Source organism: Bradyrhizobium sp. cir1 (genome assembly GCF_014198245.1).
Lineage (GTDB): Bacteria > Pseudomonadota > Alphaproteobacteria > Rhizobiales > Xanthobacteraceae > Bradyrhizobium.
On the sequence record NZ_JACIHE010000040.1, the window covers coordinates 1 to 15,905 of the forward strand.

The following is a 15,905-nucleotide window of genomic DNA, read 5'->3' on the forward strand; positions in this document are numbered from 1 at the left end:
CTGTCGTCGATGCTTGCATCTGACTCTCCGTGGGTTCGAGTGTGGAAACCCAAACCTATCGGAAAGGCCACGCTCACCGCCCATGGAATCTACGGCAGTTTGCCGTTTGGCGACGCCGCTACCCCACCATCTTCCGCAGCTCCGCCTTCGCCACCTTCTCCAGCGTCGAGCGCGGCATGTCGTCGACGAGCCTGATCTCGCGCGGCAACTTGAAGTCGGCGAGACCCTTGCGGCAAGCGGCCATCACGCGGTCCTGCAGGTCGGGCGCAGCATCCGCGACGCCGCCATGCGGGATGATGAAGACGACCGGCACCTCGTCCAGCATCGGATGCTTCTTCGCCACCACCGCCGCCTCGCGCACGCCCGGCACCACCGCGATCACCTGCTCGATCTCGGAGGCCGCGACGTTCTCGCCGCCGACCTTCAGCATGTCCTTGGCACGGTCGCCGAACTTGATGAAGCCGTTCTGAAGCCGCTCGACACGGTCGCCGGTGAGGAAGAAGCCGTGCTCGTCAAAACTCTCGCGCGTCGCCTTCTCGTTGTGCAGATATTCGGCGAACAGCGACAGGCCGGGAATGCCCTTGATCGCGAGATTGCCGGTATCGCCGATCTCGGTCGGCCGTCCATCATCGTCGGCGATGCGGATCTGGTACTCCGGCGCGGCGCGGCCGATCGACATGGGTATGTTGGGCTGGTCGACCTCGCCGACGATGCCGTGGGTGATGGTCTCGGTCATGCCCCACCAGCCGATCATCTTGACGCCGAAGGCGGCAAAGGCCGGCGGCTCGTTGATCGCGGTGCCCCACAGGCGGAATTTGTGGTCTTTCGGGATCTCCTGCTCGAGCAGCGCTTTCATGCAGAACGGAATGGTCGAGGTCCAGGTCGCGCCGTGCTCGCGCGCGACGCCCCAGAACCGGCTTGCGGAGAAGCGCGGCTGGATCACGCAGGTCGCCCCGACCCACAGCGTCGCCAGCATGGAGTACGCCAGCGCATTGGTGTGGAACAGCGGCAGATAGGCCTGGTGCACGTCGCCCGCGTGGAGGTCCTCATGCGCGGCGTTGATCTTGGCGCCCCACAGCGCATTGGCGTGGGTCCACAGCACCGCTTTGGGGCGCGACGTCGTGCCTGAGGTGTACTGCACGCTGCACGGCGCCAGCGGATCGGTCGCGCGCCTCGGACGGTCGGCGCTGTCGGCGAACAGCGATTCAAAGCTGTCGCCGCGCGAGACCGCTTGCGCGGGGGCGGCGCCGGCATCATGCGACGTCACCGCCATCCAGCGAATGTTGCTGCAGCTTTGTGCAACGATCTCCGCGTAGGCCTGCTCAGTGATCGCGGCGACCGCGCCGCAATGATCGGCGAAATACGCGATCTCCGCCGGCGCCGAGCGGGTGTTGGTCGTGACTGCTATGGCCCCCAGCTCGACGCAGGCAAACCAGGCCAGCAGCGCCTCGATGCAATTGTCGAGATGAATGAGCACATATTCGCCCGGTCTGATGCCGCGTCTGGCGAGCCCCGCCGCGAGCGCGCCGACCCGCTCGTGAAACTCGCCATAGCTCCAGCGCCGCGCCGGCGCGTCGAACGGCGCCCAGATCAGGAACGGATGCGCGCTGCGCACCTCGGCGCGCATCCTCAAGAGCCAGGGCACGTCGAGCCCGTCGAATGGACCCACGATTCCGGCTGCGGTCTGTTGAAGTGACATGAATCCTCCCCGTGCAGCCCGCATCTTGCTGGCGGCTGCCTTTTGATTATTGCGTCTTCCTGCCATCGGACGGCGCGGGGCGCAAATCGGGGGAGGCGCGAGTGCGGCACACTCGCTCTCTCCGCCGTCATTCCGGGTTCGGTGCTGCGCACCGCCCCGGAATGACGAGTCTAGTTTTCGTACGACGAGATCTCGATCAGGCTGCCATCGGGATCCCGGCAATAGACCGAGCGCAGCGTGCCGCGGGCGCCCTGCCTGGGGCCCGGGCCTTCCTCGATCGCGACGCCATGTGCCTTCAAATGCGCCACTACCTCGTCGGGTGTCGCGGAGGTGAGGAAACAGAGATCGTCGCTCCCGGCGGTCGCCTGGTCGGCGGTGAACCACTCGACCTTGTCGGCATCGCGGGGACGGACGTTGATCTTTTGGTTACCGAATTGAAGGGAAGTCCGCGGCGCTTTGCCGCCGCCGGGGTCGAAGGCCTTGACTTCCATGCCGAGAATCTTGCGGTACCACTCGGCGGTCACCGCGACATCGGCGACGTTGATCACGAGATGATCGAGGGCTTCGACGTTGACCGGCATGCCTTATCCTTTCGTCGTGATGCGCCCCGCGCACTTTCCGCCCGCAGCAAGCTTTGTTACAACCGCATCGACGCCGCTTTCAAGCTATCCGGCTTGCAAGAACAACACGTGGGAGAACCCTTGAGATGATCACTCGCCGTACCGCGCTGGGCCTGCTCGCCGCCAGTCCGCTTGCAGCCACGCCGCTGTCGAAGGCCCTTGCCGCCGATTATCCGGCCCGTCCGGTGAAATGGGTGGTCGGCTATCCACCGGGCGGGGCCACCGACATCCTGGCACGGTTGATCGGACAGCGGCTGTCGGAAAAGTTCGGCCAGCAGTTCGTGATCGAGAACAAGCCGGGCGCCGGCAACAACATCGCCACCGAATCGGTCATCAATGCCGAGCCCGACGGCTACACGCTGCAGATGGTCAATCCGGCCAACTACATCAACGCCTCGCTCTATGCCAACCTGAAGTTCAACTTCGTGCGCGACATCGCGCCGATCGCCTCGTTCCAGCGCGTGCCGAACGTGATGACCGTCAACAAGGACGTGCCGGCCAAGAACGTCGCCGAGTTCATCGAGTATGTGAAGGCCAATCCCGGCAAGGTCAACATGGCCTCGTCCGGCAACGGCACCTCGGTGCATCTCTCCGGCGAGATGTTCATGGCGATGACCGGCTGCAAGATGCAGCACGTGCCCTACCGCGGCGCGGCGCCCGCGATCACCGACATGCTCGGCGGCCAGGTGCAGGTGATCTTCGACAATATGCCCTCGATCATCCAGCACATCCGCTCCGGCTCGCTCCGCGCGATCGGTGTCACCACCACGGAGCGCTCGCCGCAGCTGCCCGACGTGCAGGCGATCGCCGAGACCGTGAAGGACTACGAGGCGAGCGCGCTGTTCGGCATGGGCGCGCCGAAGAACACGCCGAAGGAGATCATCGCCAAGCTCAACAGCGAGATCAACACGCTGATGAAGGAGCCCGACATGGCCAAGCGCCTGGTCGAGCTCGGCGGCGAGCCGCGCGTGCAGACGCCGGAGGCGTTCGGCGAGGAGATCAAGGCCGAGACCGAGAAGTGGAAGAAGGTGGTGGAGTTCGCCGGCCTGAAGGTCGAGTAGCGATCTCGTGATGACCGGGAAGGGAGCCCTGCCGTTCGGCAGGGCTTTTTTCTTGCGTGCGGTGTTTCGTTGATCTGGAATAAAACGCTGCGGCGAAACCTGATGATAGATGGCGCGTATCTCGCGCCGTGAGCAATGGAGTTCGGATCATGCGCAAGACGCAATTGGCACTGCTGACGCTGTGCGCGACGCTCCTTGCCGGCTTCGTCACCATCACGCCGGTGGCGGCACGCGATTATCCCTGGTGCGCCCAGGGCGGGGAATATGACTATCCCGGCGAATGCGCCTACAGCACCTATGAGCAGTGCCAGGCCAGCGTCTCCGGCCGCTTGCTGTATTGCGACCGCAACCCTCGCTTTGCCTACGGCCAGCAGCAGGTGCCGCCGCCTCGCCCGCCCCGGCGCACGCGGCCCGTCGCGCCGTACTGATCGCGTTTCGCACCATCGCAGCCTGATCACGCAGTCGTGCGGACCCGCGCGGGCGGGTTCCGGCTTGACGCAACTTCGTGCGCGCTTATACTAAACCATATGGTTAAGTATAAGGACGAGGCACTGGACCGGACCTTTGCGGCGCTCTCCGACCCGACGCGGCGCGCCTTGCTCGCGCGCCTCGGCGAGCAGGATAGCCTGTCGGTGAGCGAGCTGGCAGCGCCGTTTCCGGTGTCGCTGCCGGCGATCATGAAGCATCTCGACGTGCTCACGGATGCAGGCCTGGTCGTACGTGAGAAGACCGGACGCACGGTCTCCTGCCGGCTCACCGCGCAGCCGATGGAGCAAGCGATGAACTGGCTCAATCGCTACGCCCAGTTCTGGTCCGACAAGTTCGACCGTCTTGCCGCCTTCGTGGAGGAAGAGACATGGCCAACACTGCCGTCAACGCCACTGAGCGACCAGCGGAGCGTCCAAGCCTCACGCTCACGCGCCGGCTCCGCGCGCGGCCGGAAAAAGTCTTCGCCGCCTGGACGCAAGCCGAGCAGCTAGCGCAGTGGTTCGGGCCGCCGAACATGAAGCCGGCGACGCTGCAAGCCGAGCTCGACGTCCGCACCGGCGGCAGCTTTCGCATCAGCTTTACCCGCGACGACGGTGAATATTTCGAGGCCGGCGGCACCTATCGCGAGGTGGTGCCGAACGAGCGCCTGGTCTTCACCTGGGCCTGGCATTCGACGCCGGAGCGCGAATCGCTGGTCACGATTTCGTTCAAGCCGGACAGTGCAGGCACCCTGATGGTGTTCCATCACGCCCAGTTCGCCGACGAGACCGCACGCGACAACCACCAGCGCGGCTGGAGCTCGTTCTTCGACAAGCTCGACGCCTTCGTCGCCTGAATTCCAAAGGAGGATGCCATGCAGCAACATCAGATCGTTTCGCGCGAGCAGTGGATTGCGGCGCGAAAGAGCCTTCTGGCCCACGAGAAGGAGTTGACGCAGGCCCGCGAACGGCTTGCCGATGAGCGCCGCCAGCTCCCCTGGGTGAAGGTCGACAAGACCTACGTCTTCACCGGGCCGAACGGCAAGGTCACGCTCTCCGATCTCTTCAAGGGTCGCCCGCAGCTCGTCGTCCAGCACGTCATGTTCGCGCCCGACTGGGACGCGGCCTGCAAGAGCTGCTCGTTCTGGGCCGACGGGTTCGAGCGCATGGTGCCGCATCTGGCTGCGCGCGACACATCCATGGCCGCGGTCTCGCTAGCGTCAAGCGCAAAGCTCGAGGCCTTCAAGAAGCGCATGGGCTGGACCTTCGACTGGGTCTCTTCAGGCGACAACGATTTCAACCGCGATTACGGCGTGACGTTCTCGCCGGACGAGATCGCGACCGGCAAGCCGATGTACAATTTCGGGACCACGCCGATCTACGGCCCCGAGCTGCCCGGCATCAGCGTGTTCTACCGCAACGAGGCCGGCGAGATCTTCCACACCTATTCCTGCTTCGCCCGCGGCCTCGACATGATGAACGCCGCCTATCAATATCTCGATCTCACCCCGCTCGGCCGTCACGAGGAAGGCCTGCCCTATCCGATGGACTGGGTCCGCCTCCGCGACCAGTACGAGCCGCAGGCGGCGAAGGCGGCGTGCTGCCACGGGTGAGGGGGGCGGGCACGCCGGATCCTCACCAAAGTGTCATCGCCCGGCTTGAACGGGCGATCCAGTACTCCGAGACGGTCGTGGTTGAATCGGGAAGCCGCGGCGTACCGGATTCCCCGCCTGCCGCCCACGCTAAAGCTTCGGCGCCCCTGGACCTCAACCCCGGCGAAGCCTTGGCGTAGCCGGGTCGCGGGGAATGACAGCGGAGACTGAAGCGCAGCTCACGCTATCGCTTCGCGTCCGCCTGCTCCGTCGCGTTGCACGAGATCAGCATCGTATAGGGCCGGGCGTTGCCGGCGATGTCGGTGGTCTTGAGTTCGTTCTTCGGCTCGGCGGTCTGATAGGGCACCACGGAGTTGTCGAGGAAGTCGCGCAGCACGCCGGTCTTGATGGCGAAGTTGATGTTTTCAGGGATGTTGCCGGTCGCAGCGGCGATACGCAATGCCGGGATCTTGCTGGTGACCACACCCACGACCTGACCGGTGGTATCGAACAGCGGCCCGCCGCTATTGCCGGGCTGTATGGGTGCACTGATTTGCAGGAAACGTGAATCGTTGCGCATGCCGCTGAGCGAGCTGACGATGCCGGTGGTCACGGTGAAATCCGAACTTAGAAGGCCATGGAAGGGAAAGCCGATTGCGATGACGGCATCGCCGGAGCGGATTGAACGGTCGCGGATCCGCGCAAACTCCTTGAATGGCGTCGTCGACGGCGCCTGCAAGAGAGCGAGATCGTTGTTCGCATCGCTCGACACGACGCGCAGCACCATCGAGGCTTCGCCGGTGAGGTTGCCCTTGATGTCGCCGACGCAGCCGTCGATCACATGGTTGTTGGTGACGATGTGGCCGTTCGCGCTGACCACGAAGCCGGTGCCGCTCTTGGCCCTGGCAGGTTTGCCGCTGGCCGGCGGTGACGCCTGCTTCTCCGCCGTGGCTGCCGGCTTGGCCGCACCCTTGGTGAAGTCACCGGCCTTGTTCAGCCCGTCGGCCTTCACCTTGGTGACGCAGTTGGACAAGGCTGCGATCACGGGGCCGGTCGAGGTCAGGTCGAAATTCAGGACGGTGCGGCCGCTCGTCGCGACCATCAGGCTCGCCTTCTGAAATGTTCGCACGACATTGGCGGGCATGACGGCGGTGAGCATGTTCGGCTGATTGGCGGTGGCGAACAACCGTGCCTGCTCCTGGCCGTCGAAGATGACGTCGATCGCGGCGTTCTCGCCCTGTTTGAAGCGGTAGCTGGGACTCGCAAAGGCCAGCGACCATGTGCCGGCGGCATTGTAGCCCACCACGAGAATGACGCCGTTGGCGTAGGGCGTCGTCGCCGCACAATGCGAGAACGCGCCCGTCTCGTCATTGCTGAAGGCGCCGCCGATCCAGTTGCCGACATTGACGGAGCCGAACGGTCCCGCCGCGTTCGCCGCGACGACACTCACCTGCAACGCAGACGCAACGATCAACGACTTAAGCCACATGCCAGCCCCCGGAACGCTTCGGGCGCATCTTATCTGCGGGCATGGGTGCTGCGCAACCGGCAGTTGTTCGTGCGGATCGAATCCCCCTGCAGCGACTTTCGGGCTTGCCATTACTTTGCGATCCGATATACTTTGCAATACAAAGTAACGGGGTCGGTGACCCCGGAAACGTGGGCGGAGCGAGGTTTTGGCGTTGCCGATGCGCGATCTCGACAAGGCACTGGCCGACATCGTGGCGATCCGCAGCCAGATCGCGGCGGGCACGGCGTTCCGCGGCTATGGTCCGGCGACGATGGCGGCAACCGGTGCCGTCGCGCTGCTTACCGCGATCCTGCAAGCCTGGCTGCTTGGTGATCCAACCAGCGAGCCGGTCGGCTTCTTCCTCGGCTGGCTCATTGCCGCCGTGCTGTCCGGCCTGATGATCGGAATCGAAATGCGCGCGCGCTCGCGCCGCCATCATTCGGGTCTTGCCGATGCCATGATCCACCAGGCGGTCGAGCAGTTTCTGCCCGCCGGCGTTGCCGGTGTGCTGCTCGCGGTGGTGATGTGGAAGTTCGCGAGCGAGACGCTGTGGCTGCTGCCGGGCCTGTGGCAGATCCTGGTGTCGCTCGGCATCTTCGCCTCGGTCCGCTCGCTGCCGCGCACCGTCGCGCTCGCCGGGGCCTGGTATTTCGTGTCCGGCTTCGCGGTCGTGGTGCTCGCGAGCCGAACCCATACGTTGTCGCCATGGACCATGGGGCTGCCTTTCGTGATCGGGCAGTCGGTGATGGCGGGCATCCTGTATTTCGCGTCCGGAGACAACGATGTCGAAGACTGACAGCGCGCCCTTCTCTTATGAAGGGCTCGATCGCGTCATCCACGAGAAGGCGAGGCTCGGGCTGCTGACCTCGCTGATGGCGCATCCCAAGGGTCTGGCGTTCGCCGACCTCAAGCAGCTCTGCGGCCTGACCGACGGCAATCTCAGCCGGCATCTTGCGGTGCTCCAGGAGGCCGGCCTCGTCGAGGTGACCAAGGGTTATGAGGGCAATCGTCCGCACACCACCTGTCGCCTGACCAAGGCCGGCCGCCGCCGCTTCCTCGATTATCTCGCCGTGCTCGAGCGGCTGGTGCGCGACGCCGCGAAGGCCGCCGGCCGCGATGCGCCGCCGCTCGGTCGTCTCGGCATCATCTCGACCTGATCCTCCCTTTTTTGACCGGAGACTTTGCAATGCAAAGTGAAATCACGTCCCGTAACGAGAAGCTTCATGTCGGCATCATCATGGACGGCAACGGACGATGGGCCACGCGGCGCGGCCTGTCGCGCGTGCGCGGCCACGAGGCCGGCGTCGAGACCATCCGCCGCATCGTCGAGGCCGCGCCCAAGCAGGGCATCGGCACGCTGACGCTCTATGCCTTCTCCACCGACAATTGGCGGCGGCCGAAGGCCGAGGTCGCCGCGCTGATGACCTTGCTGCGCTTCTATGTCGCCAACGAGGTGCAGAGCCTCGTCAGGAACAGCGTGCGTCTCACCGTGATCGGCCGCCGCGACCGGCTGCCTGACGGCATCGCCACCGCGATCGCGCGCGCCGAAGAGGCGACCGCCCGCGGCAGCACGCTGCATCTGCGTATCGCCGTCGATTACTCCGCGCGCGATGCCATCCTCAACGCGGCGGCCAAGGCGGCGGCGCTGACCAGTCTCACCCGCGAAGCCTTCTCGCAGCTCGTCACCGGTGAAGCCGGCTTGCGCGACGTCGATCTCATCATCCGCACCTCCGGCGAGAAGCGGCTGTCGGACTTCCTGCTCTGGGAAGGCGCCTATGCCGAGCTGCACTTCACCGAGCGGATGTGGCCCGAATTCGAGGCGGGCGATCTCGCTGACGCGCTCGCCGCCTTCCACAACCGCGAGCGCCGCTTTGGCGGCCTGCAGGCGATCATGCCTGAGGAAGTGCCGTCGCTCTCCCGTGTGTGACGGGCGGCACAGGAAAATGAGCTGTTCGTTTTCAGCCGCATGATTGGCAACGATGTCCAAGCCACGGGCAGGAGGTCTCGCCAAGCGCCTCCCGCGCCAGTCGCACCCGTGCTGATTTGCCGCGTGGCACGGATCGTGCTCTAGTATCGGGCGGGATATCCCCAGCGATGGGAGCTTTCGCAAGATGCGCGCAGTCCTGGATTATTGCACCGGCGGCACGGAACGGCAGGTTGCAGCCGGCACGCTCGTCGTCACCGAGGGTGGCACCAGCGGCCATCTCTACGTGCTGATGCAAGGCAAGCTCGAGGTGCTCAAGGGCGAGATGGTGGTCGCCACCGTCACCGAGCCCGGTGCGGTGCTGGGCGAAATGTCCGTGCTGCTGGGTCTGCCGCATACGGCGACGGTGCGCGCCTGCTCCGACGCAGTCATCTATGAGTTCGAGGACGCCGCCTCGTTCCTCAAGCGGGAGCCGGGCATCGCGCTGCTGATCGCGAAAATGCTGGCGCAGCGGCTCAACGTCGCCAACACCTATCTTGCCGATCTCAAGCGGCAATATGCCGGCCACGGCACGCATCTGGCCATGGTCGGCGAGGTGCTCCAGAGCATGATCAACCTGCCGCCGCTTGAGGTCTCGCCAGGTTCGGATCGGCAATCTGATCCAAGAATATGAGCCAGTCGGGCGGCGCCTCGATCGGAGCGGCGGGCCGCTTCAGCGGCGCGGCAAGGTCGATCCACTGCGCTTCGCCGGCGGCCAGCCAGAACGCCTTGTCCGCATCGAGATCCAGCACGATGTAGGTCGGGGGACGGCCGGGCTGCAGGCCGGTGTTGAACACCCAGGTCTGGCCCAGCCGGTCGAACCACGATCCATTGGTGATGAAGGGCGATTGATGCACATGGCCCGAGATCACCATCGACGGCTGGTACTGCATGATCCACTGCACCAGCTCGACATCGCCGAAGAAGCGCTTGCCGCCCCAACTCGTCGGTGAATCCGCCGGCGGCGCATGATGCGCCCAGATCCAGCGCTGCGGCCGGCTGGCGGCGGCATCGCGCAACTGCTCGATGAGGCGCTGCTTGACCAGGGGCCCGTCCCACCACGGGCACACCGTGAACAGCATGTCGCCGATGGTGAGGCTGTCGCCGTCGCAGGCAATGCCGAGCTCGCGCACCTCCGAGATCCAGCGCGAGACCTTTTCGCCTTCCGCATTGCGCTCGTCGAGGTCATGATTGCCGGAGCAGAGGATCACGCGGGTCTTCGCGGCCAGCAGCGCGAGGTATTTTTTCACCACCACGATCTGGGCGCGAAAATCCACCATCGAGCCGATGTCGAGCGCATCGCCGGCGAAGATCACGAGGTCGAATTGCGGCGCCGCGCTGACCAGCCAGTCGAGCTGCGGCAGCGAGTAGTGCAGGTCGGCCACGACCAGGCAGCGCATGGAAAATCCGTCAGCGAGAGATCAAAAATGTCAGGGGATTCCAAAATGGCACAAAGCAAGAAGCAGACCAGCCCGGCCGCCCCGTCGCGTCAATCCAACGAGCGACAGCATGCTGCGGCGCGCCGCTGAGCGCAAGGGGGCGGCAACGCGAGGGCTGGACCGGATCGCCGAAGTCTGGTGTCGTGGCCTGCCCTCAACAGCTGTGTCCACATGACCTCCTTCAAGACCATTCGTGCCCGCGCCGAGAAGCGCAAGGGCGGGCCCAAGGCGCTGGACAAGCTGATGCCTGACAAGCCCGACCTGAAGCGTCTGGCCCGGCTCGGCGACGACCGCATCCTCGCCGAGATGACCAGGCGGGTGTCTTGCGCCGGCTTTGCCTGGAGCGTGATCGATGCGAAATGGGACGGCTTTGAAGACGCCTTCCTGCATTTCCAGCCGGCCAAGCTCAGCTTCCAGCCCGAGGAGTATTGGGAAGGCCTGCTGCGGGACGCGCGCATCGTGCGCAATGGCGCCAAGATCATGTCGGTGCGCGACAACGCCGCTTTCGTGCAGGAGATCGCGAAGGAGCACGGCAGCTTCGGCAAGTTTCTGGCGAAATGGCCGGCATCCAACGAGATCGGCCTGCTCGACCTGCTCACCAAACGCGGCAGCCGGTTAGGGGGCAATACCGGCCAGATGCTGCTGCGCTTCGTCGGCTGGGACGGTTTCGTCACCTCCAAGGACGTCGTCGCGTGTCTGCGCGATGCCGGCCTCGACATCGCCGAAGAGGTGAAATCGAAGGGCGACCTCGCCAAGGTGCAGGCGCAGTTCAACGCCTGGGCGGAGGAGACCGGTCTGCCTTACGCATATCTCTCGCGCATCTGCGCGCTCTCGGTCGGTGAAAACCGCAGCGAGTAGCAGGTTGCTGAAGTCGCCAATTAGCGCCGTCCGGGCCGGATCGTGTGCATCCTGTGGCGATCTCGTGCCGCAAGCGCGGCAGATGAAACGCACGATCACGAAATGCATTTCGAAGGAACATTTGTGCGCAGCACCCGTTCGCAATTGGAGCCAGGCGCGCAGGCGCAGGGAACGCCCGCTCTGGCCCCAAGCCGATGAAACCGGACCCGACAGCAACGGAGCAGCGCATGAAGCTAACATCCGCACAGGTGAAGCAGACCGTTCATCAACTCGGCGCCCAGGTGCTGCCTGACGAGCATCCGGCCATGCCTCAGCTCAACAGCATGTTCGGTGAGCACACCTTCTTCGTCGACGAGATGGGCCTCAAGGTGCTCGAACCCACCCCGTCGCTCGGAGCAGACCGCCAGAGCGGCGAAGTCGTCAGTCTCGCCGACTGGAGCGATTCGGACCTGACGCGCCTGATGGCGCACGAGCCGGAGCCGACTGGCGTGATCGTGGTGTTCGAGCAGATGAAGCATTGAAGGCATGCCCGGATAGACCGGTTATGGCCGGTGATCCCGAGGACAACGGTCCGCGCTGGCGTGCATTTCGCTGACGCCAGGTCCAGCCGCACCGGGCGCTCCGGCCTGTCGAGGTCGGAGCGCAAGGTCCGGTCATCGCAGCCTTAGTTCGTGCCGCCGGCCCGATAGGCGTCGGGATCGCCGCTGGCGATCAGATTCGCGATCGCGCGTTTGAGCGGCGCGCTCATCGGAACGTTGAGATTGATGCCCTTCGGCAGCGTCGGCGCCTGGAACCATTTGGCATAGATCTTGTCGATCTCGCCGCTGCGATAGACGGCGGCGATCGCGTCGTCGACCACTTTCTTGAACGCCGGATCGTCGCGGCGCATCATGATGCCGTATGGCTCGATCGACAATGCCTCGTCGGACACGGTGTAGTCGCCGGGATTCGCCGAATCCGCCACCCGGCTGTAGAGCAGGATGTCGTCCATCACGAAGGCATCGGCGCGGTTCGATTCCAGCATCCGGAATGCCTCGCCATTGTCCTTGGCGGCGAGGATCGTGAGATTGAGGTTTTGCCGTCCGTTGAGCTCGCTGATCTGCTTGATGTTGGTGGATCCGATGGTGGATACGACGACCTTGCCCTTGAGGTCATCCAGCGTCCGGAGCTTGGCGGCCGCCCTGGCGGCGAAGCGGTTCGCGGCGACGAAATAGGTCGTCGAGAACGACACCACTTTCTGCCGCTCGAGATTGTTGGTGGTCGTTCCGCATTCGAGATCGATCGCTCCGCTGAGGACCGACGGAATGCGGCCCGATGGCGTGACCGGCACCAGCTTGACGTCGAGCTTCGGCAGGCCGAGCCGTGCCTTCACCGCATCGACGGCGAGGTAGCAGAGGTCCATGGCGTAACCGACGACCTTTTCGTTCTCGTCGTAGTACGAGAACGGGATCGACGATTCGCGGTGGCCGAGCGTGATGGTGCCGGTGCGCCGTATCTTGTCCAGCACGCCGGTGAGCTCCTCGGCCGTTGCCGTCTGGGCCGCGATGCTCAGCGCCGCCGCGGCCAGGATCATCCTGATGGTCATGTTCCAGCCCTTCGTTGGAGATCGACAAATCGTATCTGGAGCGGATCGGTCATGCCGTCCGCTCAAGCCGTGGATGCAAGGCCGGCCCAGGCCTCGGGCCGATCGAAGCGATCCGGCCGTCCGACGATCCGTGCGTATTGCCTGATTGCGGCCGGCCGTCCGATCAGGAAACCCTGTGCATAGTCGCAGCCTGCGTGGGAGAGCACGTCGAGCTGAGCCTGCGTCTCCACGCCCTCCGCGGTGACCGGAAGCTCGAGCCCGCGCGCCAGCCCGATGACGCCGCGCAGGATCGCCTTCGATTGTGCGTGATCGAGGTTCGAAATGAAGCTGCGATCGATCTTGATCATGTCGAAGGGGAAGGCCTGGAGATAGGACATCGACGAATAGCCGGTGCCGAAATCGTCGAGCGCGATGCGCACGCCGAGCGCCTTCAGCCTGCGCAGGATCGAGACCGCGCCGGAGAAGTCGTCGATCAGCACGCCCTCCGTGATCTCGAGCTCGAGCCGGTGCGGGCGCAATCCGCTGCTGATCAGGGTCTCGTGGACGAGGCGCACGATGTCGTCGTTGCGGCACTGCACCGGCGACAGGTTGACGGAAATCTTCAATTCGTTCGGCCAGGATGCGGCCTCGCGGCAGGCTTCACGCAGGATCCATTCTCCCATCGCGACGATCAGCCCGTTCTCCTCGGCGAGCGGAATGAAGGTGCCGGGCGGGACGAGCCCACGGCGGGGGTGATGCCAGCGGACCAATGCCTCGAAGCCGACGATCTCGCCGCAGATCCGCACCAGGGGCTGGTAATCGAGCCGCAGCTCGTCATTGGCCACGGCGGACTGAAGATCGTGCTGCAACTCGCTGCGATCGCGCAGCTGCGCCCACATCGACGGCTCGAAGAAACGGATCGCGTTGCGCCCCTCAGCCTTGGCGCGGTAGAGCGCGATGTCGGCATTGGCCAGCAGCGCGGTCGGGTCGTTTCCGTCGGCCGGCGCGCGCGCGATGCCGACGCTCAATCCGATCCGCACCTGCCGGCCGGCAAGCTCGATGTCGCCGACGACGGCCGTCCGCAGCCGCTCCGCCAGCTGACCGGCCGCCGCAGCCTGCGCTTCGCCGAGCAGGACCACGATGAATTCGTCGCCGCCGACCCGCGCCAGGAAGGCGTCCCCTGCGACCTCTTGCAGGCGCCGCGCCACCTCGTGCAGCAAGGCGTCACCGACGAGATGGCCATGCAGGTCGTTGATCTCCTTGAAGCGGTCGAGATCGAGGCACAGGATCGCGAACGTCTCGCCGGCCCGGATCGCCTCGTCCACCGTCGTCGCGAGATATTCGGAGAACGAGGCGCGGTTGTGCAGGCCTGTCAGCGCATCGTGATGTGCGATATGCGCGATCCGCTTCTCCGCGCGCTTCTGCTCGGTGATGTCCTCGACCGTCATCACGAAGCCGCCGCCCGGCACCGGCCGGAACACGACCACGACGGCACGTCCGTCCGACAGCTCCGCGACGATGCTCGCCGGCTTGTTGGCCGTCACGATGGTCATCAGCCCGCGGATATGGTTCTCGGCGCCGCCTTGGGAATGGAGACCTTGCGAGATCTGATGGTCGAAGATCTGTCGCAGCGTGGTCCCGGGCCGCGTCAGCTCGCCGGGGAGATGAAACATCTCCGCGTAGCGGTCGTTGCACACGATCAGGCGGTGATGCGCATCGTACATGCACACGCCCTGCGACTGATTGTTCAGCGTGGCGTCGAGCTGGATGCTCTGCTTGCGGAAATACTGGACGACGACGGCTCCGGTGCCGCCGATGGCGACGACCAGCACGATCGTGAGCCCGATCAGGAACAGCGCCTCGGTCCACCAGCCGGCCAGTGCGGCGGACACCGTGGTGCTGGTGGTCAGGAGCACCGGAAGGCCGGCAAGGTGCGCGGCTGCGATCAGGCGCTCGGAGCCGTCGGCGCCGTCGCGCCACCGGACCACGCCGCCGCCGGATCGTATGATCTCGTTCAGCCGGCCCTCGGACAGCGACTTGCCGAGCACGGATTTTCCGATCGCGCTATCGGCATGCGGATGGCTCGCCAGCATCGTGCCGTCCTGGCGAAGCAGTGTGATGGATTCATCGGGGCCGCGGACCAGCGACCGGTACAGCTCCTCGAAATATCGAGACTTGATGGCGCCGACCACGAGGCCGAGGAATTCTCCGTCGGATCCCATGAATTTCCGGGCCAGCGGGATCGACCAGGTGCCGCTGCGCGGATTCTTCTCCAGCCGGCCCAGCTTCGTGCTCAGGGCGGGATCGGCCTTGAGCGCCTGGAAATAGTCCCGATCCGCGACATTGAGGGGTGGGGTCGGCCACGCCACCGACGAGTTGATCACCTTGCCGTCGGCGCCGACCAGCATCACGGCCTCGATATGCGGGAAGCCGCCGATCTTGTCCTCCAGCATGAGCTGGATGTCGCGGCTCGCCATGGCACGCGCGTAGACCTCGTCGGACACGACCGCGAGCGTCTGCATGTGCTCGATCAGGCTCGCCTCGATCAAATTGGCGGCGTCGAAATCGCGCGCCGCCTGATTGGCCAGCACGGTGGCGGTTGCGAGCAGCTGCTGCTTGCTCTCCTCGATGGCGTGATAGCGCAGGTTGGACAGGATGAGCGCGATGGTGCAAATGATGAGCGCGATCAGGAATCCGCCGCACAGCATCAGGATCGCAACCGGACGCGTTGAGCCGATCCGGCGCATGGGAGGTGGCTGCCCCTCCTGCGCGAACCCCGCCAACAAACCTTTGTGTGCGCGAGCGGCCAGCAACGTTGCTCCCTGCGACGGTCGGTCTTCGGGGAACACGCTAGGCTTCGGGCATTTGGAATGAGGTTAAAGCCGGCGCCTCGCCGCTGCCGCAACGTCGAATACGGTTACGTGCGTGTTACGTCACTGAAGACGATGCGAGGGAATGCGGCCTCGGCCCGCGTGTTTCCCGGTAGTTCTACCGGGTCCTGCGCAATTATTGTGCGCCCATCCTCGTCAATTCTCGTTGGTGACGAGGAGGCTGCCGCGGACATATTGGTCGACAAACCGCCGCTCCTCGATCCGGTCTTCGAAGCGCAATCCCAGACGTATCAATAAGGCA

At 64.9% G+C, this 15,905-nt stretch carries 16 protein-coding genes and 1 pseudogene; 11 read left to right on the forward strand and 6 right to left on the reverse strand.

Features of this window, described 5'->3' with window-relative positions:
- Window positions 1–118 precede the first annotated feature (118 nt).
- Together GGD63_RS37850 and GGD63_RS37855 are read right to left on the reverse strand one after the other, a co-directional pair.
- Entirely contained in the window at window positions 119–1,699 is a 1,581-nt protein-coding gene (locus tag GGD63_RS37850) for an AMP-binding protein (RefSeq protein WP_183250110.1), read from the reverse strand.
- 170 nt (window positions 1,700–1,869) lie between these two features.
- On the reverse strand, window positions 1,870–2,280 hold the full coding sequence (locus tag GGD63_RS37855; protein ID WP_183250112.1) for a VOC family protein: 411 nt from the start codon (window positions 2,278–2,280) through the stop codon (window positions 1,870–1,872).
- A 125-nt stretch (window positions 2,281–2,405) separates the two neighbouring features.
- Between GGD63_RS37855 and GGD63_RS37860 the strand changes: the two genes are divergently transcribed.
- The 5 genes and pseudogenes from GGD63_RS37860 to GGD63_RS37880 all read left to right on the forward strand — a co-directional run bounded on the left by GGD63_RS37860 (window position 2,406) and on the right by GGD63_RS37880 (window position 5,460).
- Complete coding sequence (locus GGD63_RS37860) at window positions 2,406–3,380, forward strand: tripartite tricarboxylate transporter substrate binding protein (RefSeq protein WP_183250114.1); 975 nt, start codon at window positions 2,406–2,408, stop codon at window positions 3,378–3,380.
- Between the two features lie 149 nt (window positions 3,381–3,529).
- Window positions 3,530–3,808, forward strand: coding sequence for a DUF3551 domain-containing protein (locus tag GGD63_RS37865; RefSeq protein ID WP_183250117.1), 279 nt, complete (start codon window positions 3,530–3,532; stop codon window positions 3,806–3,808).
- Window positions 3,809–3,907: 99 nt separating this feature from the next.
- Window positions 3,908–4,360: a helix-turn-helix transcriptional regulator gene (locus GGD63_RS37870; RefSeq protein WP_183250119.1), complete on the forward strand. Its 453-nt coding sequence runs from the start codon at window positions 3,908–3,910 to the stop codon at window positions 4,358–4,360.
- Window positions 4,361–4,371: 11 nt separating this feature from the next.
- Window positions 4,372–4,704 (forward strand): annotated as a pseudogene (locus GGD63_RS37875) (SRPBCC domain-containing protein); the annotation flags it as partial.
- An 18-nt stretch (window positions 4,705–4,722) separates the two neighbouring features.
- Window positions 4,723–5,460, forward strand: coding sequence for a thioredoxin family protein (locus GGD63_RS37880; RefSeq protein ID WP_183250123.1), 738 nt, complete (start codon window positions 4,723–4,725; stop codon window positions 5,458–5,460).
- 223 nt (window positions 5,461–5,683) lie between these two features.
- Here GGD63_RS37880 and GGD63_RS37885 read toward each other — a convergent pair whose 3' ends face one another.
- Window positions 5,684–6,928, reverse strand: a complete 1,245-nt coding sequence (locus tag GGD63_RS37885) for a S1C family serine protease (protein ID WP_183250184.1) — start codon at window positions 6,926–6,928, stop codon at window positions 5,684–5,686.
- 199 nt (window positions 6,929–7,127) lie between these two features.
- Here GGD63_RS37885 and GGD63_RS37890 point away from each other — a divergent pair, with 199 nt between their 5' ends.
- From GGD63_RS37890 to GGD63_RS37905, 4 genes are all read left to right on the forward strand, one after another.
- The gene (locus GGD63_RS37890) at window positions 7,128–7,745 is read left to right on the forward strand and encodes a hypothetical protein (protein WP_183250126.1); all 618 of its coding nucleotides are present in this window, start codon (window positions 7,128–7,130) and stop codon (window positions 7,743–7,745) included.
- Entirely contained in the window at window positions 7,732–8,106 is a 375-nt protein-coding gene (locus GGD63_RS37895; protein ID WP_063985952.1) for a transcriptional regulator, read from the forward strand. Before GGD63_RS37890 ends, GGD63_RS37895 begins: the two co-directional genes overlap by 14 nt.
- Before the next feature lie 29 nt (window positions 8,107–8,135).
- Window positions 8,136–8,876, forward strand: a complete 741-nt coding sequence (locus GGD63_RS37900; protein ID WP_183250128.1) for a di-trans,poly-cis-decaprenylcistransferase — start codon at window positions 8,136–8,138, stop codon at window positions 8,874–8,876.
- Window positions 8,877–9,060: 184 nt separating this feature from the next.
- Window positions 9,061–9,546 carry a Crp/Fnr family transcriptional regulator gene (locus GGD63_RS37905; protein WP_183250131.1) on the forward strand — a complete coding sequence of 162 codons (486 nt, stop codon included), beginning with the start codon at window positions 9,061–9,063 and terminating at the stop codon, window positions 9,544–9,546.
- Here the strand turns inward: GGD63_RS37905 and GGD63_RS37910 are convergent.
- Entirely contained in the window at window positions 9,485–10,312 is an 828-nt protein-coding gene (locus tag GGD63_RS37910; protein WP_183250133.1) for a metallophosphoesterase, read from the reverse strand. The two genes, GGD63_RS37905 and GGD63_RS37910, sit on opposite strands and share 62 nt — an antisense overlap.
- A gap of 210 nt (window positions 10,313–10,522) precedes the next feature.
- Between GGD63_RS37910 and GGD63_RS37915 the strand changes: the two genes are divergently transcribed.
- Entirely contained in the window at window positions 10,523–11,209 is a 687-nt protein-coding gene (locus GGD63_RS37915) for a DNA-3-methyladenine glycosylase I (protein WP_183250134.1), read from the forward strand.
- A gap of 227 nt (window positions 11,210–11,436) precedes the next feature.
- Window positions 11,437–11,730 carry a hypothetical protein gene (locus GGD63_RS37920; RefSeq protein WP_183250136.1) on the forward strand — a complete coding sequence of 98 codons (294 nt, stop codon included), beginning with the start codon at window positions 11,437–11,439 and terminating at the stop codon, window positions 11,728–11,730.
- Window positions 11,731–11,873: 143 nt separating this feature from the next.
- Here GGD63_RS37920 and GGD63_RS37925 read toward each other — a convergent pair whose 3' ends face one another.
- Together GGD63_RS37925 and GGD63_RS37930 are read right to left on the reverse strand one after the other, a co-directional pair.
- The gene (locus tag GGD63_RS37925) at window positions 11,874–12,794 is read right to left on the reverse strand and encodes an amino acid ABC transporter substrate-binding protein (RefSeq protein ID WP_183250138.1); all 921 of its coding nucleotides are present in this window, start codon (window positions 12,792–12,794) and stop codon (window positions 11,874–11,876) included.
- 62 nt (window positions 12,795–12,856) lie between these two features.
- Entirely contained in the window at window positions 12,857–15,520 is a 2,664-nt protein-coding gene (locus GGD63_RS37930) for an EAL domain-containing protein (protein ID WP_183250140.1), read from the reverse strand.
- Window positions 15,521–15,905: the final 385 nt, after the last annotated feature.